Raw genomic sequence first — 19,617 nt, forward strand, 5'->3', positions numbered from 1 at the left:
GATGGCGCATATCCAACTGAAGAACATCACCAAGACATTCGGCCGCCACGTCGCGTTGAAGGATCTGAGCCTTGAGATCGCGGACGGCGAGTTCTTCGTGCTGCTCGGTGAGACCGGAGCGGGCAAGACCACCACCTTGCGCCTCATCGCGGGTCTGGAAAAGCCCACGGACGGCCAGGTCTTCATCGACGGTGTCGATGTGGCGGACTGGGGCGCGGCGGAGCGCGACGTGGCGCTGGTGCTGCAGCAATACTCGCTCTATCCGCGCTATACGGTGCGCGAGAATCTGGAGTTCCCGCTGAAATCGAAGATCCGGCGCGTGCCGGACGCCGAGATCAAGGAACGCGTCGCCCGCGCGGCGAAGACGCTGCGAATCGAGCATCTGCTGGAGCGCAAGACGGACCGCCTCTCGGGCGGCGAGATGCAGCGCGTCTCGATCGGCCGCGCCATCGTGCGCAAGCCGCGCGTCTTCCTGATGGACGAGCCGCTGTCGGCGCTGGACGCGAAGCTGCGCGAGGCGCTTCGCACCGAGCTGAAAAACATCCAGATGAACCTCGGCCAGACCTTCCTGTTCGTCACGCACGACCAGATCGAGGCCATGTCGATGGGCGACAAGGTCGGTGTGCTCAACCACGGCAGTCTGGTTCAGGTCGGCACCCCGCAGGAGATCTACAACAATCCGCGCGACACCTTCGTCGCATCCTTCGTCGGTTCGCCGCCGATGAATCTTCTCGATGGCCGTCTCGTCGGCGGGCGCGCCGTGTTCCAGCCGATGAGCTTTGAATTGCCCTATGAAGGCGTCGCGAAGGCGGGAACGCCGATGGACGAGCGGCCGCTGACCTTCGGCATCCGGCCGGAGGACGTTGCGCTCGATCCCGCAGGCCCCGTGGAAGCGAAGGTTCACGATGTGGAGAATCATGGCGTCGAGAAGATCGTTACGCTGCGGGTTGGCGATACGATGCTACGGGCAACGACATCGGCCCGCACGGATGTCAGCATCGAGGATTCCGTGCGTTTCGGCTGGAATCCCGGCAAGGTCGCGATCTTCGACAAGGGCTCGGGCGTCAGCCTGCGGCATGCGGGGTAGACGCTTGGTTCGGAAGGCTTGAGCCGCAAGGATTTGCGCCTTACTCTCCAAAGCGAATGTTGCCCCTCATCCGCCTGCCGGCGTCTTCTCCCCGCAAACGGGGAAAAGGCCGCTTCTTCAGCCTTTCCGGATGTTCTTCAACACTGGTGGTGAGCGAAGCCGAAGCGGCAGCCCGCCTTCTTCCCATTTGCGGGGAGAAGACGCCGGCAGGCGGATGAGGGGCCGTGCACGCGCCGGGTTTCAAGACGTAGCCCCCCAGCCAACACATTTCGAAGGAAGCTTTCATGACGAAACGTATCGTTTTCACCGGCGGCTCGGGCAAGGCCGGCAAGCATGTCGTGCCATGGCTGAAGGAGCGCGGCGACTACGACATTCTGAACGTCGACCTGAAACCGCTCGATTGCCCGGGCGTCAACACGCTGATCACCGACGTCACCGACAGCGGACAGGTCTTCAATGCCCTGTCGATGCATTTCGGCTTTGACGGCTATGAGAAAGCCGCCGTTCCGGCCGCGCCGGACGCGGTCGTTCACTTCGCGGCGGTTCCCCGCGTCCTGATCAACCCCGACAACGTCACCTTTTCCGCCAACGTCATCAGCACGTACAACGTGATCGAAGCGGCGATGAAGCTCGGCGTCCGCAAGGTCGTCATCGCGTCGAGCGAGACGACCTATGGCGTCTGCTTCACCGAGGGTGAGAAGGATTTCAAGCAGTTCCCTCTTGAGGAAGACTACGAGATCGATCCGATGGACAGTTACGGCCTGTCCAAGCAGCTCAACGAGCACACGGCGCGCGCCTTCGCCGCCCGCTACGGCGCCGATATCTACGCGCTGCGCATCGGCAACGTCATCGAGCCGCACGAATACGGCCCGTTCAAGACCTATGCGGCCAATCCGCCGCTGCGCAAGCGCAATGCGTGGAGCTATATCGACGCGCGCGACCTCGGCCAGATCGTGCATCTCTGCCTTGAGAAGGACGGCCTCGGCTTCCAGGTCTTCAACGCGACCAACGACACCATCACCGCCAACGAGCCGACTGCCGAATTCCTGAAGAAATGGGCGCCGGATACGCCGGTCACGCGCCCGCTAGAAGGCTTCGAGGCGCCGCTTTCCAACCGCAAGATCCGCGAAGTGCTCGGCTTCAAGGAAGAGCACGACTGGCGCAAATACGCCTGATCCCAAGAAAATCGGCGAAGGCATGGCGGATGACGCGCCATGCCGTTTCAGGCGACAAAGCGTTGCGGCCCGCCTACGCCGCCCATTTCCTGGCAAGGAACGCTGCGCGCTGGAATTGCGGCGCGACCTCGATCTCGTGCCCGAGGGTTGCGGCTGCCCGCCAGGGCCAGCGCGGATCGGCGAGAAGGGCGCGGCCGATAGCCACGATGTCGGCGCGGCCCCCTGTGATGATATCGTTCGCCTGATGCGGCTCGTCGATCATGCCGACAGCCCGGACGGGAATATCGACGCGCTGCTTCACATACTCGGCCAGATGCACCTGATAGCCCGGCCCGGACGGGATTTTTTGAGCAGGCGAATTGCCGCCGCTAGAGCAGCAGACATAGCTGATGCCTACGGCTTTCAACGCCTTGACTACCTCGACCGTATCGTCCTCGACCAGCCCGCCATCGACCCAGTCCTTCACCGAAAGGCGGATGCCGAGCATCAGATCGGGTGCTGCCTTGCGCACTTCCCGCGCGATCTCCACGACGAAGCGCATGCGGTTTTCGAGGGAGCCGCCCCAGTCGTCGGTTCGATGATTGGAGAGCGGCGAAATGAACTGGTGGATGAGGTAGCCGTGCGCGCCGTGCAATTCGATGAAATCGAAGCCGGCGCGGGCGGCACGGCGGGCAGCAGCGGCATATTTGCTAATCATTGCCGCGATCTCCGGCTCGGTCAGCGCATGCGGCGTGTGCCAGCCGGCATCGAACGGGATCGCCGAGGCCGAAACGGTCTGCCATGGGTCCTGATCCGGGGCGAGGGGACCGCCGCCTTCCCATGGGCGCTGGCATGAGGCCTTGCGGCCGGCATGCGCGATCTGGGTGCCGAACTTCGTGCCGGGCGCGGCGACGCGTTTCGCCGCGGCCAGCGCCCGCTCCGCCGCGGCTTCGTCGGCGTCCGAATAGAGGCCGAGACAACCATGGCTGATCCGGCCACGCCGTTCGACATCGGTCATTTCGACGGTGACCATCGAAGCGCCCGACATTGCGAGATTCATCCAGTGGTAGAGATGCCAGTCGCTCGCCGCGCCGTCATTGGCGGAATACTGGCACATTGGCGCAACGGCGATGCGGTTCGAAAACTCCAGCGCGCCCAGTGTGATGGGCGAGAAAAGATCGGTCATGGGAAAAAGGCTCCGGTAGGATAGATCAATAATCTAGGATGCATGCCGCACCGCACAATAGGCGATTTGGCGGCCCCTGATGCCGGGTGGGATACCGCGGGCGTGCTATATTGGAAAACGGCTGCGATAGCGTTCGACTGCTTCGGCATTGCGCAGGTTGAGCGGCAGTTCGCCCGCAAGAACGCGCAACGCTTCCTCGACGGCGCCGAGACCCATGCGCAGCATGCTGTCTTCGGTAATCCCCGCCATGTGCGGCGTGATGATCACATTGTCGAAACTGAAATATGGATGATCCGGCGGCAGCGGCTGCGCAGCGAAGACATCCAGCGCCGCGCCGCCGATGCGTTGTTCCCTGAGCGCTCTGATCAGCGCGTCGTCATCGATCACCGGGCCTCGCGATACGTTTACAAGAAGGCTGTGCGGCTTCATCCGGGCGATCCGCTCGCGATTGACGAGACCCGTGGTCTCCGGCGTCAGCGGGCAGCACAGGACGATGATGTCGGCCTCGCCCATCAGCGCGTCGAGATCGGCGAACCTCACGCCTTCGGACAGGCTTTCGGCGCGGCGGCTGTTGGCGATCACCTCCATGCCGAAGCCGTGGCGCGCGATCGACGCGATGGTCTTGCCGATATTGCCCATCCCGACGATGCCGAGGACCTTGCCGGAGAGGTCCGATCCGCGTTCGGCATGCGCGCGGCCGGCAAGCCAGCCCTTTTCCCGCAGATCGCCGTCGACCTTGCGGAAGCGGCGCAGCAGCGCGATCGCGGCGAAAAAGACGTGTTCGGCGACCGTGCGCGCATTGGCGCCGGGCACGTTGGCGATAAGGACGCCTGCGCGCGTCGCCGCCTCGTACGGGATCATGTCGATGCCGGCACCATGACGAACCGCTACTTTCAGCCGCGGCGCATTGTCGAAAAGAGCTGGGGGAAGCGGCGCACGAACGATGATGACATCCGCCTCGCGGCCTTCGCGTTCGAGTGTTGCCGCATCGAGCGCGGACGCGATGGAGAGCTTCGCCGCGCTCGCCAGCCGCGCCTCGGCGCGGGGATGCAGCGGGTGGGTGGAATAGACGATCGGCTCAGGCATGCTGAAGGGGACGATCCGCCTCGTTCGAGGCCTCCGAAGGCTCGATAAGGCCTTTCCAGTAGCTCTCCGCGCCTTGCAGGTGCGCGCTCATCAGCGCCTGGGCGAGATTGCCGTCGCGCCGCAGCAGGGCGTCGAATATCTGCAGATGCTCGGCATGGGATTTCCGGCCGCGTTCCGGATCGTTGAAATAGATCGGCAGCCGCCCTTCGCCCATCACATAATAGACGCTGCAGATACGATGGAAGACGCTGTTCTTGGTGGCGCGGACGATCTCCAGATGAAAGTCGCGGTCCTCCAGCGCCAGGCCCTCGCCGGCGGCCAGCCGATCCTCGGAGGACTTCAGGATCTCGCGCAGCCTTTCGTAGTTCTCCTCGGTGGCGCGGGAACACGCCAGTTCCGCCGCCTTGATCTCGTGGATCTTCCGCAACTCGACCGTTTCATAGATCTGCACAGGGTCGAGCGGCACGCCGGCCTTGGCGAAAAGCGCCATCGCCTCCACGCTCGCCTGCCGGGTAGTGAGGTAGATGCCCGACTTCGCGCGCCGCTCCACGATGCGCATGGCCTCCAGAATCGCAAGCGCCTCGCGGATCTGGCCGCGCGACACGGCGAAATGGTCGGCGAGCTCGCGTTCGGAGGGAAGCCGCCTGCTCTCCGTCCTGGAACAGGTGAAGAGATAGGACGCCAGTTCGGCGAGCAGATTCTTCTCGGTCATGTCCAAGGCTCTAGCCCTTCATGGCGTGTGCCTTCAAGAAACTTTCAGAGACCGTGACGCCAAGTCCCGGCCGATCCGGAATGGCCACCGCCCCGTCCTTCAGGTCGACGTCCTCCTCGACGAGATCGTGCAGCATCGGATTGGCGCCGAGCGAGTATTCGACGATGAAGCTGGCCGGCGATGCCGCGCAGACATGCAGGCCGGCATAAAATGCCGGCGCGCCCGCCCACAGGTGCGGCGCCAGCCTGAGATTGAACGCCGACGCGATCGCCGAGATGCGCATCGCCTCGGTGATGCCGCCGCAGAAGGCGAGGTCCGGCTGGAAGATGTCGGCGGATTTCGCCACGGCCATGTCCCGGAAGTCGAAGCGCGTCGTCTCGCTTTCTCCCGCCGCGATCGGCACGATCGATGCCGCCCGCACCTCGGCCATGCCGGCCTTGTCGTCGCCGACGACGGGTTCCTCGAACCAGGCGAGGTTGCTTTCCTCGCTGAGCTTCGCGAACCTTTTCGCATCCGCCACGGTGTAGGTGCCGTGTGCGTCCACCATCAGGTCGATATCGGGTCCCAGCGCCTCGCGCGCCGCCTCGACCCGCCGCGCGGAAATGTGCGGCGCGCCGTCCATGGCGCCGACGCGCATCTTCACGGCCTTGAACCCGCCCTTCGCTATGTAGCCGAGCAGTTGCTCCCCGATCTCGTCCGCGTTCGCCCAGCCGCCGGAAGCGTAGGCCTTCATCCGGTCGGTCTTGCGGCCGCCGAGCAGGCGCCAGACCGGGACGTTCAGCGACTTGCCCAGAATGTCCCAGAGCGCAAGGTCGACCGCGCTGATCGCGGCCATCGAGATGCCGCGGCGCGAAAGCTGTGGCATGGCATGGCCCGACAGTTTTGCCGAGTGATGCCGCACGCCATTGTAGAGCGTATCCCAAATATCGCTGATGTCGCGCGGATCGCGGCCGACCAGATGCGGGCCGACCTCGTGGTTCAGCATGTGCACGAGCGCGCCATAGGTCCCGGCGCTGCCGGCCGCGTTCTTGCCTTCACCCCAGCCGACGATGCCGTCATCGGTCTCGATGCGCAGGATCGCCGCATCGAACGTCGCGATCTGCCCGAAGTCGCTCCGGTGCTGGTTGGCGGCAGCGATGGGTACGCTCACCCACCAGGCTTGGACACTTCTGATTTTCATTCTGGTCCTCGGCCCTCGCGCAACACCCGCGCGAGGGCTCAAGAGTGCTCGGGGAGGCTACTTGATCAGCGGCAGGATCGTTTCCGCCGTGATCCGCATCTGGTCCGTGTAGAATTTCTCGGTCAGAACGCTGGAGCCGTGATCCTGGATGAACTTCAGCTGCTCGGGCGAGATATCCACCGGATTGCGCTCCACCATTTCGGGATAGCGATTGGCCGGCGTGCGATCCACCGGGGCGACGAACTCGTTGGTCAGCGCCCCGTCATAGCCGACTTCCCGCAGGGTCTTGACTAGCCCCTTCCAGTCGATCGTGCCGAGACCGGCTGCAAAGCGGTTGTTGTCGGCCACATGGAAGTCGAAAAGCCGCTTGCCGGCCTTGCGGATCGCTTCGTGAACGTCGAATTCCTCCATGTTGAGGTGATAGGCGTCGAGGCAGACGCCGCATTCCGGGCTCACCGCGTCGGCCAGCGCCAGCGCCTGCTCGCCGCGGTTGAAGAGATAGGTCTCGAAACGGTTCAGCGGCTCGACCGCGATCCTGACGCCGACCTTCCTGGCGTGGGCGAAGCATTCGCGGGTCGCGTCCACCACCCAGGTCCACTCCTCTTCCTCCGTGCCGTCGGGCACCACCTTGCCGACGGTCGCCGGCACCAGCGTGATGATCTCGCCGTCCAGTTCGCTCACCATGGTCAGTACGTCCTTGACGTACTGGACGGAGCGCTCCCGCTGGCCCTGATCCTTGGCCGCGAGGTTGCGTTCGCCGAGCATGAGCGTCACCGCGCCCCAGCAGCGTATGCCGTGCTCCTTCAGCAGCGCGCGCGTTTCGGCAGGCTTGTACTGTTCAGGTTCGCCGGAGATCTCGATCGATTCGTAGCCGAACTTCTTGATGCGCTTGAGCGTCACCTCGAGCGGCTCGGCGCGCATCCAGTTGTGGGTCGAAAGATGCATGGTCTCTTCCTCTTCAAATCGCCTGATATCGCCCGTGGAACGCGGGACGGCTCTCCTCCCCAACAGCCGATCTTGAAAACTGGTTCGACCAATTGGGCTCCAGCGGCTTTCTAACGGATTTCCCATATTGCCGCAAGAAGGCGAGGCTCAGGCGCGGAACAATCGGCTAGGCATTTGTAATCGATATGAAAAATATGATGCTCTGGATAATTTTCCGGATTCGTTGCGTCATGCGCTTGCCTTGACCTTTTTCAAAGACTTGGTAATACCAGAGCGTGGAGGTGAGCTTGTCGGCGCTTGGGTGGCGCGGCGATCTCGCAGGGAGGGCAGGTGCATGCCGGCCATCGCTTCGGGCGGGACGCGGTGGCCGGTGCACTTCCGCGACGATTTTTCCGTGGGGTTTTGCCGGCTTCGGTGATTTGATGGCCGGCGATATATAGCGAACGCGCCTCCGGCGCGGCTCTGGAGGAGGAGCTTTCGAAATGCCAACGACGATCAAGGGGCCGGCGATCTTCCTGGCTCAATTCGCGGGCGACGCCGCACCGTTCAATTCGCTGCCGGCCATCGCGAAATGGGCCGCCGGGCTGGGTTACAAGGGCGTCCAGATACCGACATGGGACGGGCGTCTGTTCGACCTGAAGAAGGCCGCCAGCTCGAAGACTTATTGCGACGAGGTCAAGGGCATCTGCGCCGACGCCGGCGTCGAGATCACCGAGCTTTCCACGCACCTGCAGGGGCAGCTTGTCGCGGTGCATCCGGCGTATGACGCCCAGTTCGACGGCTTTGCGCCGGCCGAAGTCCACAACAATCCGAAGGCCCGGCAGAAATGGGCGGTCGATCAGATGAAGCTGGGGGCCAGGGCATCGAAGAACCTCGGGCTTAAGACGTCGGTCACGTTCAGCGGCGCGCTGGCGTTCCCCTATCTTTATCCGTGGCCGCAGCGTCCCGCCGGCCTGATCGAGGAAGCGTTTTCGGAGCTCGGCAAACGCTGGAAGCCGATCCTCGACGCCTATGACGACGCCGGCGTCGATGTCGGCTACGAGATCCATCCCGGCGAGGACGTCTTCGACGGCGCGACCTTCGAGATGTTCCTCGATGCCGTCGGCGGCCATGCGCGCTGCAACATCAACTATGACCCCTCGCACTTCCTGCTGCAGCAGCTCGACTATCTCGCTTTCATCGATATCTACCACGAGCGCATCAAGGCTTTTCACGTGAAGGATGCCGAGTTCAATCCGGACGGCCGGCAGGGGGTCTATTCGGGGTATCAGGGCTGGGTGCAGCGCGCCGGTCGCTTCCGCTCGCTCGGAGACGGGCAGGTGGATTTTTCGGGCATCTTCTCCAAACTCACCGCCTATAACTACGATTCCTGGGCGGTGCTGGAATGGGAATGCTGCCTCAAGCATCCGGAAGACGGCGCGGCCGAGGGCGCCCCGTTCATCCAGAGCCACATTATCCGGGTCACCGAAAAGGCGTTCGACGATTTTGCCGGCGGCGCGACCGACAAGAAGGTGCTGCGCGGAATGATGGGCATCTGACAAACGACGACAGTCGACAGCAGGCAATCGGCAGTCGGAGGACGCATCGCCTCTGATCAAACGGCTGCCGAACCCCGACTGCCAAATCAGGGAGGAGACGTTTCATGGTCAGCGGCAGGCAGGTTGAATCGGGCAGCGGCCCGATCCGCTATGGCATGGTCGGCGGCGGGCAGGGCGCCTTCATCGGCGGCGTGCACCGCATCGCGGCGCGCATGGATGGCGAATTCCAGCTTGTCGCGGGCGCGCTCTCTGCCAATCCCGAGAAGGCGCGCGCGTCGGGCGTGGAACTCGGGCTCGATCCGGATCGCGTCTACGGTTCCTATCAGGAGATGGCGAAGGCCGAGGCAAAGCGGCCGGACGGCATCGAGGCGGTGGCGATCGTGACTCCGAACCACGTCCATTATCCCGCCGCGAAAGCGTTTCTCGAAGCTGGCATCCATGTCATCTGCGACAAGCCGCTGACCTCGAACCTCGCCGATGCCAAGAAGCTTGCCGCCCTTGTCGAAAAATCCGGCAAGGTCTTCGTGTTGACGCACAATTATACCGGCTACCCGATGATCAGGCAGGCTCGCGAGATGGTGGCCAAGGGCCAGCTCGGCGAACTGCGCGTCGTGCAGGCCGAGTATCCGCAGGACTGGCTGACGGAAGCGATCGAGCAGACCGGCCAGAAACAGGCGGCGTGGCGCGTCGATCCGGCGCAGTCGGGCGTCGGCGGCTCGACCGGCGACATCGGCACGCATGCCTACAATCTGGCGCGTTTCGTCACCGGTCTGGAACTCGACAGCCTGTCGGCGGACCTCGATTCCTTCGTGCCGGGTCGCCAGTTGGACGACAACGCGCATGTCATGCTCCGCTTCAAGGCCAAGGGAAGTGGTCATCCGGCAAAGGGCATGATTTGGGCGAGCCAGGTCGCCCCGGGTCACGAGAACGGGCTGAAGCTGCGCGTCTACGGCACCAAAGGCGGTATCGAATGGGTGCAGGCTGATCCGAATTATCTCTGGTTCACGCCCTACGGCCAGCCAAAGCAGCTCATTACACGCGCCGGTGCGGGTGCCGGCGTGGCGGCCTCGCGCGTGACCCGTGTTCCGTCCGGTCATCCGGAGGGTTATCTCGAAGGCTTCGCCAACATCTATCAGGAAGCCGCCCGCGCCATTCGCGCCGCTCGCCGAAAGGGCGGCAAAATGCTGAAGGACGTCATCTATCCGACGGTTCAGGACGGCGTCGAAGGCGTGGCCTTCGTCGAGGCCTGCGTGAAATCGTCGAAGAAGAACGCAGCCTGGACGAAACTGTAGCCGGCAGGAAAGAGGCGCAAGCGTCGCGACGCGCTGCCCTGATCGGACCACGCCGCACCCCCTCTTCGTCATCCCATGGCAAGCGCAGCGAAGCGGAGCGCGACCATAGGATCCATGCCTGACCATCGCGGACCGATGATACGCCGGGCGACGGGCGCCCGTTCCTGCACAGCCACGCCTTCAGTGGCGTTCAGGCATGGATCCTCGGGTCAAGCCCGAGGATGACGAAGCGGAGAGGATGGCGCGACCGGCCGGCATGGCAGGCGCCGCAGACCGTTCCCCAAACGGGGATAAGTCCGCCGCCAGGGAGCGCGACTTTCTGGACAGTGCGCGGATCGGCGGCTAAAAGCCCACATCCTGTTGCCGGCCTCGGGAGCGCCGGCAATTCTCTTCAAGGGCGTTTCGATGAGCGGCGTAAGCGAGATCCGGTCGACCTTTCTCGACTATTTTCGGAAGAACGGGCATGAGATCGTGGCCTCCAGCCCGCTCGTCCCGCGCAACGACCCGACGCTCATGTTCACGAACGCCGGCATGGTGCAGTTCAAGAACGTCTTCACCGGGCTGGAGCAGCGTCCCTACAACCGCGCCGCGACGGCGCAGAAGAGCGTGCGTGCCGGCGGCAAGCACAACGATCTCGACAATGTCGGCTACACTGCGCGCCATCTCACCTTCTTCGAGATGCTCGGCAACTTCTCCTTCGGCGACTATTTCAAGGAGAACGCCATCGAGTTTGCCTGGAACCTGATCACGAAGGATTTCGGGCTGCCGAAGGACAAGCTGCTCGTCACCGTCTACCACACCGACGACGACGCGGCGTCGCTTTGGAAGAAGATCGCCGGTTTTTCCGACGACCGCATTATCCGCATTCCGACCTCCGACAATTTCTGGGCGATGGGCGATACCGGCCCGTGCGGTCCCTGCTCGGAAATCTTCATCGATCGCGGCGAGCACATCTGGGGCGGTCCTCCCGGCAGCCCGGAGGAGGACGGTGACCGCTTCCTCGAATTCTGGAACCTCGTCTTCATGCAGTTCGAGCAGGTGACGAAGGAGGAGCGCGTGCCGCTGCCGCGTCCCTCGATCGACACCGGCATGGGGCTGGAACGCATGGCGTCCATCCTGCAGGGCGTGGAAAGCGTCTTCGAGACCGACCTTTTCCGCCATCTGATCGACGCGACAGCTTCTGCGCTGGGGCAGGGGCCGGATGCGGAGAACGTCGCTTCCTTCCGCGTGATCGCGGACCATCTGCGCTCGTCGTCCTTCCTCGTCGCCGACGGCGTCCTGCCGTCGAATGAAGGCCGTGGATACGTGCTTCGCCGCATCATGCGCCGCGCCATGCGCCATGCGCAGCTTCTCGGTTCGAAAGAGCCGCTGATGTGGCAACTCGTGCCCGCGCTGGTGCGCGAGATGGGCACGGCCTATCCCGAACTCGTGCGCGGCGAGGCGCTGATCACGGAGACGCTGAAGCTGGAGGAAACCCGCTTCCGCCAGACCCTTGCGCGCGGCCTGACGCTGCTTGCCGATGCCACTGCGGATCTCAAGGCCGGCGACATGCTGGATGGCGAGACCGCGTTCAAGCTCTACGACACCTATGGGTTCCCGCTCGATCTGACGCAGGATGCGCTGCGCCAGCGCAGCATCTCCGTCAATCTGGACGGCTTTCAGGACGCCATGGAGCGTCAGAAGGCCGAAGCACGCAAGAGCTGGGCAGGCTCCGGCGAGGCCGCGACCGAGACGATCTGGTTCGGCATCCGCGAGAGGACCGGCGCGACGGAATTCCTTGGCTACGATACCGAGCAAGCCGAGGGCGTCGTGCTGGCGCTCGTCAAGGACGGCAAGGAAGTGTCCGGGGCGGCCGAGGGCGACACGGTTTCGCTGGTGGTCAACCAGACGCCCTTCTACGGCGAGTCCGGCGGCCAGATGGGCGACACGGGCGTCATTCATGGCGAGGGCTTTTCCTTCACCGTCATCGACACGCAGAAAAAGGCCGATGGCCTTTTCGTCCACAACGGCAAGGTGACGAAGGGCACGTTCAAGGTCGGCGCGGCCGCCGAGCTGAAGGTCGCGCATGAGCGCCGCTCGCGCCTCAGGGCAAACCATTCCGCAACGCACCTGCTGCATGAAGGCCTTCGCGAGGTGCTCGGCACCCATGTGGCCCAGAAGGGTTCGCTGGTGGCGCCGGAGCGTCTGCGCTTCGACTTCTCCCATCCCAAGCCGATCTCGGTGGAGGAGCTGGAGCGCGTCGAGGAACTGGCCAACGAGATCATCGTCCAGAACGCGCCGGTGACGACTCGCCTGATGAGCGTCGACGATGCGATCGCCGAGGGCGCCATGGCGCTGTTCGGCGAGAAATATGGCGACGAGGTCCGTGTCGTGTCGATGGGCACCGGCCTGCATGGCGCGAAGGAGAACCGGGCCTACTCGGTCGAACTCTGCGGAGGCACTCATGTCAGGGCGACGGGCGACATCGGCCTCGTGCGCATTGTTTCCGAAGGCGCGGTGGCTTCGGGCGTGCGCCGCATCGAGGCGTTGACCGGCATTGCAGCCCGCCAGCATCTGGACGAGCAGGACCGCCGGCTGAAAGCCGTCGCGGCCGCGCTCAAGGTCGGGCCGGGTGATGTGCTCGGTCGCGTCGAGGCTCTGATGGAGGAGCGCAAGAAGCTGGAGCGCGAGCTCACGGAGGCCCGCAAGAAGCTGGCGCTCGGTGGCGGCAGCTCTGGCGCGTCGGCGGATCAGGGCGAAAGCGTTGCCGGCGTCGGCTTCCTCGGCAAGGTTGTCTCCGGCGTCGCGCCGAAGGATTTGAAAGGGCTGGCCGACGAGGGCAAGAAGTCGCTCGGCTCCGGCGTCGTCGTATTCGTCGGCGACGCGGACGGCAAGGCGAGCGTCGTCGTCGCGGTGACGGAGGACCTGACGTCGCGCTTCAGCGCCGTCGATCTCGTTCGCCTCGCCTCAGCCGCGCTTGGCGGACAAGGAGGCGGCGGGCGTCCGGATATGGCGCAGGCGGGCGGACCGGACGCATCGAAGGCGAATGAGGCGATTGCCGCCGTCAAGGCGGCGATTGCCGGATAAGATGAAGGTAGCGCCGATCAGGCCGGCGCCACCCTTTTTTCGGAATCAGTCGCTCCAGCGTTGCATCGCGCCCACCGCCGACGCGTCCGCGTTGAGGATCAGGCGATTGTTCGTTCGCGCGAAATGTTCGAGAGGCACCACGATGTCGCGGTCCGGATACCCGGCCCGATTGTCGAAATCGATCACCAGCGCCGTGGGCGTCGTCCTGTCGGCCCCGACCACATCCTCGACTTCGCCGATCTCGGTGCCGTCCGTGAGGTAGACGTCCCAGTCGTCGACCGTGTCGGCATTCGCGCCGAGCGCCGGTACCTCGACCTTGTCGTCCACCTCCACGAGGGTCTGCTGGGCATAGGCAGCCGACATGGCAGCCGCGACGGCAAGGAGCGATATGACGATGCGCTTCATTCTTATTCAGTCTCTCGTTGATCGGTGAATGTGGCTAACCCTGCATCCTCGGTTTGGTTGCGATAGTCGGAACACATTGCGCGGGCGTTTGCAGGATGCGCCGTTCTGTGAACAGCCTGTTCGGCGTTCCCTCACTTGTGTGAACGATGAATCTCACCGATTTTTGGCGGAGAAAGCAACACGAAATTCTGGCGAGGCGAGGATGCCATTCACGCGACGGACAATCCTTGCAGGTGCGGGGCTTGCCGCCTTGGGCAACAGGGCCGCTGAAGCGGCCACGGAGAACACGATGAGCGAACTGCCTTTTTCCGGCACCACGCCGATCAGCATTTCCAGCGTCGGGCTGAAGGCGCGAGATGCCGAAAACCTTGCCGCCTATTACAAGGCGCTGCTCGGCTTCACCGAAATCTCGCGCTCCGGCGGCAACATCACGCTCGGCGCGCACGGCAGGCCGCTGCTCACGATTGAATCCGCGCCGTCCGCGAAGCCAGATGATCCGCGCGCCGCAGGCCTGTTCCATAACGCTTTCCTGCTGCCGTCGCGCGCCGATCTCGGCCGCTGGATACGCTTTGCCATAGAGAATCGCATCGCAGTCGACGGCGCCTCGGACCATCTGGTCAGCGAAGCACTGTATCTCACCGACCCGGAAGGCAACGGCATCGAGATCTACGCCGATCGGCCGAAGGGCAATTGGGAGTGGGACGGCGATCAGGTCGCCATGGCCACGAAGCGGCTCGACATAGACGGCGTCATCGGTTCGATTCCGGCTGGCGATGCAGAATGGAAAGGCGCGCCCGAAAACACGATCATCGGCCATGTGCATCTGCGCGTCGGCGACCCCGGTGAGGCGGAACGGTTCTGGCACGACGCCTTCGGCTTCGACACGGTGGCGAAGTATGGTCCTGCTGCTGTGTTCCTTTCCTCCGGCGGTTATCACCACCATATCGGCGCCAATGTCTGGCAGAGCGTCGGCGCGGGGAAGCGTGATGCGGATCGTTCGGGGTTGAGCTGGGTTGAATTGCGCGCCAGCGAAGGAAAGTATGCTGGCGAGACGGTCGACCCGTGGGGCACGGTGATCCGGACGGTCGAGGCAGCGCCGGCGTGAGGATACCGGCGACGGCTTGCGGCTGTCAGGCCTCGCCGAACACCCGCCTGAAGATCGTGTCGACGTGCTTGGTGTGATAGCCAAGGTCGAACTTTTCGCGGATTTCCTCTTCGGAAAGGGCTGCGCGCACATCCTTGTCGGCGAGCAGTTCCTCAAGGAAATCGGCACCTTCCTGCCAGACCCTCATGGCGTTGCGCTGGACGAGCCGATAGGCGTCCTCGCGGGAAACGCCGGCCTGCGTCAGCGCCAGCAGCACGCGTTGCGAATGCACCAGGCCGCGGAATTTGTTGAGGTTCTTTTCCATATTGTCCGGATAGACGACCAGCTTTTCGATCACGCCGGTCAGGCGCGCCAGCGCGAAGTCGAGCGTAACAGTGGCATCCGGCCCGATCATACGCTCGACCGACGAATGCGAGATGTCGCGCTCGTGCCAGAGCGCGACGTTCTCCATCGCCGGCAGGGCGAGGGCGCGCACCATGCGGGCGAGGCCCGTCAGGTTTTCCGTCAGCACGGGGTTGCGCTTGTGCGGCATCGCCGACGAACCCTTCTGGCCCGGCGAGAAATATTCTTCCGCTTCCAGCACTTCGGTGCGCTGGAGGTGGCGAATCTCGATCGCCAGCCGCTCGATGGAGGAAGCCACGACACCGAGTGTCGCGAAGAACATCGCGTGCCGGTCGCGCGGGATGACCTGCGTCGAGACGGGTTCCGGCGTCAGGCCGAGCTTTGCCGCGACGTGCTCCTCGACATAGGGTTCGATGTTGGCGAAGGTGCCGACCGCGCCCGAGATGGCGCAGGTGGCGATCTCGTCGCGCGCCGCGACGAGGCGGGCGCGGCAACGCGAAAACTCCGCATAGGCCTGCGCCAGCTTGACTCCGAAGGTCGTCGGCTCGGCATGGATGCCGTGGCTGCGGCCGATCGTGACCGTATCCTTGTGCTCGAAAGCACGCTTTTTCAAAGCGGCAAGCAGCCTGTCGACATCGTCGATGAGAATGTCGCTTGCGCGCTTCAACTGTACAGCGAGACAGGTATCGAGCACGTCCGACGAGGTCATGCCCTGATGGATGAAGCGCGCATCCGGCCCGACGAACTCGGCCAGATGCGTCAGGAAGGCGATGACGTCGTGCTTCGTCTCGCGCTCGATCTCGTCGATGCGGTCGACGTTGAAAACAGCCGCGCCGCCTTTTTCCCAGATGGTGCGGGCGGCTTCCTTCGGGATCACGCCGAGTTCGGCGAGCGCGTCGCAGGCATGCGCCTCGATCTCGAACCAGATGCGGAAACGGGTCTCGGGCGACCAGATAGCGACCATTTCCGGCCGCGAATAACGCGGGATCATGAGGGGCGACGTCCAGGCTGGCTTTCGTTGCCCGCCTCCTAACAGCCAATCAGTCTTGGTTCAACGCGGCAGGCGCGCAAACCACAGTGCAGCGGCGAACAATGCGAGAAGCCCGAAGGGGAGATAGAGGCGCAATCCGAGAACAGCGAACTGGTAGAGCGCGCCTGCGACGGTGAAGACGAACTGGAACGCCCACGTCAAGCTGAACGCCGGTGCATGCCACTCGGTGTAGTAGCTGCGGTAGTCAAGCGCATAGATCGTGGCTGTGAGCCCGATCGTCATGACGCCGAGCGACAGGAAGAGGGCTGCGAACGCTGCTTCCCGCTTTCCGCCCGCGGACAAAAGACGGCCGAGCCACAGCGCAGGTACGAACGCGATTAACGCCCCCGCCAGATAAAGAGCTGCAATTTCCCGTGCTTTCGCCGCCGTCTGCCATCCGTCCGCATGGAGAGCGAAAAGCGCGCTGGCCATCATGGCGGCCGCCCATAGGGCCGAACCCGCTAAAGCTGCGCGGATCGAAGGGAAGGCGTTGCGCAGGCGAGCCGCCGCAGACACGCGCGGGGCCGCGTCGCTCGCGACGGTTTCATGATCTCGCGAGAGAGCGACGCGGCTCACCGGCGACCCGTCACCGCAATCCAGCGGAAGTCTGGTCCCTCGAAGCCGACGCGCTGGATGGCGACGAGAACCGCATAGGCGCTGAAATGCTGTGGCCCGAAGGTCTGCAGCCCACCCAGCCGGTAGCCGATGGCGCAGCCGCGGCTTTGCGGTACGAATTTATCCTCGTGCAGGACTTCCGTCTTGCCGTTTTCCGCATCCACGCTCAGCAGCCGGAAGCCCTTGAGTTCGCCAAGATCGAAACAGCGCTGCTCCCCGCCGGGCAAGGGAAATTCCTCGAGCCGAAACTCGACAGGCGGCTCGATCGGCGGGAAATAGGGCTGGGGGGACGCCACGATGCGGTGCGGATCGGCGTTCAGCTCGGTCACGGCGTTGAATGCCGCGGTAAAACCCCGGTTTGCGTCGAGGATATCCTGCGGCACGATCTTCTCGCCGGCTTCCCGTGCCTTTTTCCGAGCCTCGGGCACATTCGCATTCTCGTCTTCCAGCGTCACGCGAACCGGCGATCCGTCCACGAATTCGTCTGTGGCGGTGTCGATATAGAACCGGTTGGCATAAGGGAAACCGGAGCCGTCCTGGACGCCATATTCCTCGAAGGCGAAGATGCCGCCGTCTTTGCTGAAGCCGAGAATGTTGAGCTCCGCCGTATCGCCCGCCAAGACCGTCACGGTGAAGGCAGGAAAGCAGAGCGCAAAGAACGCCGCCCCGGAAATCGCCCTGTGCGTGAATTTCAGCATGCCCGACTCTACCCGCTCGACGTAACCGCAACGTAAAGGCGTCAAGGTTCGACGCAGCCGTCAGATCTCTGCCCGGCGATTGCCGCTATTCGGGGCGGGAAGACCATACCGGAAAGATATCGTTGGCGGCCGGTGTCGCGGCGTAAACGGCCCGGGCGATGGCGCGCGCCATGGTCGCGCTGGCCGCCGCATAGTGGTCGATGGCGTCGTCGAGGGCGAGACGCTTGCCGCTGTTTCCCGTCGCCAGGGCAAACACCAGATCGCCGTCGGCCGGCGTGTGGGTGGGCCAGATCGCGCGCGCGAATCCGTCATGAGCGGAAATGGCGAGGCGCTTTGCCTCGGCCTTGGTAAGGATCGCGTCGGTGGCGATCACGGCGATCGTCGTATTCTCCAGCCCTCGCGACTTGTCGCGAAACTTGAGCCGAACCTTTTGCGCATCGGATGGCAGCGGCGACGGAAAGCCGAGACCGCCGAATTCGTCACCGATCTCCCATGGAGCAGCCCAGAAGTGACGCGAACTCCCGACGGTCACGGAGCCGACCGGGTTGGCGACGACGAGCGCGCCGACCGTCACGCCGTTCGGCAGGATCGTGGATGCCGAACCGAGCCCACCCTTCAGCCCGCTGGAGAGCGCGCCGACGCCCGCACCGACGGTGCCGAGCGGAAAGTCCGCCCTTGCGTCGTTCGCTGCTTCGTAGCCCAGTTCGCGGTAGGGTGGGTAGCGCCCCCAATTCTTGTCGCCGCCATTCGTCAGGTCGAAGCAGATCGCTGCGGGAACGATGGGTATCAGCTGGTCGCGCACGGCAAATCCCACGCCGCGTTCGCGCAGCGCCGCCTGAACCCCGGACGCGGCGTCAAGGCCGAAGGCGGACCCGCCGGACAGCACTACTGCGTTGACGGTCTCGACTGCATTATGAGGCTCCAGCAGGTCGGTTTCCCGCGTTCCGGGTGCGCCGCCAAGCACCTGCACGGCGGCCGTCGCCGGTTCGTCGCAGACGACGACGGTCACGCCGGACTTCAGCTTGTGATCCGCGGCGTTGCCGACGCTCAGACCCGCAACGTCCGTGATCAGGTTCTTCGGGCCGGCATGAAAGCTCATTCGGATTCCAGCGGCCGGAAGCGGCCGCCCTCGAAGCGGTAGATGCGATACGGGTTCTCGGTCAGGTCGCCCTTGGCGTCGAACTTCATCGGCCCGATCACGGTTTTGAACGTATTCGCGTCGAGCGCTTGTGCTATTCCGTTCGCGTCGCCCGTCCGAAGTGCTTCCGCCGCGATCTGGACTGCCGCGTAAGCAGGCAGGACATAGCCTTCGGCGACGGTTCCGCCGGACTGGATCGAGTCCACGACGGTCCGATCCGCCACCTCAGCCCATTCGGGCATGGCGATCATCAGCGTGCCCTCGGCAACGGTCATCTCGCCGGGAGCGGCACGCAGCGTCTCGCCGCCCGCAATGATGAGTGGCGCGTCCAACTGGCCCGCGTCGCGCCCCATGATGGCGATGTCCTCGCGGTCCCCGCCCGCCAGGACATGCGTGGCGCCGGCCTTCCTCAGGCGGCCGACAAGCGCGATCTGGTTGTCCATCTGCGGCCGGAACGTATCCACGAAGACCGGCTTCAGGCCGGACTGCTCGGCCGCGAGGCGGAAGGTCTCGGCCAGTTCGCGTCCATAGATCGTGCCGTCGTCCACGATGGCGAAAAGGTTATCGCGCCACAGCCGCGTCAGAATGGATGCGGCCGCATTGCGCTCGCTCTCGGCACGCGGCCCGGCGCGGTAGATCGGCCAGCCGGTCTTGATGCGGCGATCCGTGATGCCATCGGTGCGCACGCCGACGGCTATGGCAGGAATATTCGCCGCCTTCAGCACGGGCAGGGCCGCCTCGATCGTTTCCGTGCACAGATAGCCGACGACGATGGATACTTTTGCGGCGGCGAAACGTTCCGCCGCCGTCTTGCCGCCTTCGGCCGTGCAGGCGTCGTCGACGATCTCGATTGTCACGCCGAGCGACGCTGCGGCGGCCCTCGCGCCGGCCTCGATCTGCCGGCCCAGTATGGCTGATGCGCCGGACAACGGCGCCGACACGCCGATGCCTTCCGCATGCGCGGCGGATGCGGCGAGGCTAGCGGCAACTGCCGCTGCTATATGAAGTCCGGTCAGGCGCAACTCAGCTTTTCCACCG

17 protein-coding genes are annotated in these 19,617 nt (G+C 64.2%); 6 read left to right on the forward strand and 11 right to left on the reverse strand.

Going from position 1 to position 19,617, the window contains the following annotated elements:
* The first annotated feature begins 1 nt into the window (after position 1).
* Both M9955_21140 and M9955_21145 read left to right on the forward strand, forming a co-directional pair.
* On the forward strand, positions 2-1,087 hold the full coding sequence (locus tag M9955_21140) for an ABC transporter ATP-binding protein (GenBank protein ID MCO5084150.1): 1,086 nt from the start codon (positions 2-4) through the stop codon (positions 1,085-1,087).
* A 284-nt stretch (positions 1,088-1,371) separates the two neighbouring features.
* Entirely contained in the window at positions 1,372-2,262 is an 891-nt protein-coding gene (locus M9955_21145) for an NAD(P)-dependent oxidoreductase (GenBank protein MCO5084151.1), read from the forward strand.
* 73 nt (positions 2,263-2,335) lie between these two features.
* Here the strand turns inward: M9955_21145 and M9955_21150 are convergent, their stop codons facing one another.
* From M9955_21150 to M9955_21170, 5 genes are all read right to left on the reverse strand, one after another.
* On the reverse strand, positions 2,336-3,427 hold the full coding sequence (locus tag M9955_21150) for an NADH:flavin oxidoreductase/NADH oxidase (protein MCO5084152.1): 1,092 nt from the start codon (positions 3,425-3,427) through the stop codon (positions 2,336-2,338).
* A gap of 105 nt (positions 3,428-3,532) precedes the next feature.
* Positions 3,533-4,513 (reverse strand): hydroxyacid dehydrogenase, encoded by a 981-nt coding sequence (locus M9955_21155; protein ID MCO5084153.1) that lies wholly within the window; start codon positions 4,511-4,513, stop codon positions 3,533-3,535.
* Entirely contained in the window at positions 4,506-5,225 is a 720-nt protein-coding gene (locus M9955_21160; protein ID MCO5084154.1) for a FadR family transcriptional regulator, read from the reverse strand. Before M9955_21160 ends, M9955_21155 begins: the two co-directional genes overlap by 8 nt.
* A 10-nt stretch (positions 5,226-5,235) precedes the next feature.
* On the reverse strand, positions 5,236-6,405 hold the full coding sequence (locus M9955_21165) for a mandelate racemase/muconate lactonizing enzyme family protein (GenBank protein ID MCO5084155.1): 1,170 nt from the start codon (positions 6,403-6,405) through the stop codon (positions 5,236-5,238).
* Between the two features lie 57 nt (positions 6,406-6,462).
* Entirely contained in the window at positions 6,463-7,350 is an 888-nt protein-coding gene (locus M9955_21170; protein MCO5084156.1) for a sugar phosphate isomerase/epimerase, read from the reverse strand.
* Between the two features lie 482 nt (positions 7,351-7,832).
* Between M9955_21170 and M9955_21175 the strand changes: the two genes are divergently transcribed.
* From M9955_21175 to alaS, 3 genes are all read left to right on the forward strand, one after another.
* Positions 7,833-8,888, forward strand: a complete 1,056-nt coding sequence (locus M9955_21175) for a sugar phosphate isomerase/epimerase (GenBank protein MCO5084157.1) — start codon at positions 7,833-7,835, stop codon at positions 8,886-8,888.
* 104 nt (positions 8,889-8,992) lie between these two features.
* Positions 8,993-10,180, forward strand: coding sequence for a Gfo/Idh/MocA family oxidoreductase (locus tag M9955_21180; GenBank protein ID MCO5084158.1), 1,188 nt, complete (start codon positions 8,993-8,995; stop codon positions 10,178-10,180).
* Between the two features lie 405 nt (positions 10,181-10,585).
* On the forward strand, positions 10,586-13,246 hold the full coding sequence (gene alaS, locus M9955_21185) for an alanine--tRNA ligase (protein MCO5084159.1): 2,661 nt from the start codon (positions 10,586-10,588) through the stop codon (positions 13,244-13,246).
* A gap of 45 nt (positions 13,247-13,291) precedes the next feature.
* On the opposite strand, the gene M9955_21190 is transcribed toward alaS, so the two are convergent.
* On the reverse strand, positions 13,292-13,651 hold the full coding sequence (locus M9955_21190) for a PRC-barrel domain-containing protein (protein ID MCO5084160.1): 360 nt from the start codon (positions 13,649-13,651) through the stop codon (positions 13,292-13,294).
* Between the two features lie 289 nt (positions 13,652-13,940).
* Here M9955_21190 and M9955_21195 point away from each other — a divergent pair, with 289 nt between their 5' ends.
* Complete coding sequence (locus tag M9955_21195; protein ID MCO5084161.1) at positions 13,941-14,756, forward strand: VOC family protein; 816 nt, start codon at positions 13,941-13,943, stop codon at positions 14,754-14,756.
* A gap of 25 nt (positions 14,757-14,781) precedes the next feature.
* Here the strand turns inward: M9955_21195 and purB are convergent, their stop codons facing one another.
* From purB to M9955_21220, 5 genes are all read right to left on the reverse strand, one after another.
* The gene (gene purB / locus M9955_21200) at positions 14,782-16,089 is read right to left on the reverse strand and encodes an adenylosuccinate lyase (protein MCO5084162.1); all 1,308 of its coding nucleotides are present in this window, start codon (positions 16,087-16,089) and stop codon (positions 14,782-14,784) included.
* Positions 16,090-16,149: 60 nt separating this feature from the next.
* Positions 16,150-16,704, reverse strand: coding sequence for a hypothetical protein (locus M9955_21205; protein ID MCO5084163.1), 555 nt, complete (start codon positions 16,702-16,704; stop codon positions 16,150-16,152).
* On the reverse strand, positions 16,701-17,441 hold the full coding sequence (locus tag M9955_21210) for a DUF2259 domain-containing protein (GenBank protein MCO5084164.1): 741 nt from the start codon (positions 17,439-17,441) through the stop codon (positions 16,701-16,703). Before M9955_21210 ends, M9955_21205 begins: the two co-directional genes overlap by 4 nt.
* 85 nt (positions 17,442-17,526) lie before the next feature.
* Positions 17,527-18,540: a P1 family peptidase gene (locus M9955_21215; GenBank protein ID MCO5084165.1), complete on the reverse strand. Its 1,014-nt coding sequence runs from the start codon at positions 18,538-18,540 to the stop codon at positions 17,527-17,529.
* Complete coding sequence (locus M9955_21220) at positions 18,537-19,601, reverse strand: branched-chain amino acid ABC transporter substrate-binding protein (protein ID MCO5084166.1); 1,065 nt, start codon at positions 19,599-19,601, stop codon at positions 18,537-18,539. Before M9955_21220 ends, M9955_21215 begins: the two co-directional genes overlap by 4 nt.
* Between the last annotated feature and the right edge of the window lie 16 nt (positions 19,602-19,617).

The sequence above is a fragment of the Rhizobiaceae bacterium genome, assembly GCA_023953845.1.
In the GTDB taxonomy this organism is placed as follows: Bacteria; Pseudomonadota; Alphaproteobacteria; order Rhizobiales; family Rhizobiaceae; genus Arvimicrobium.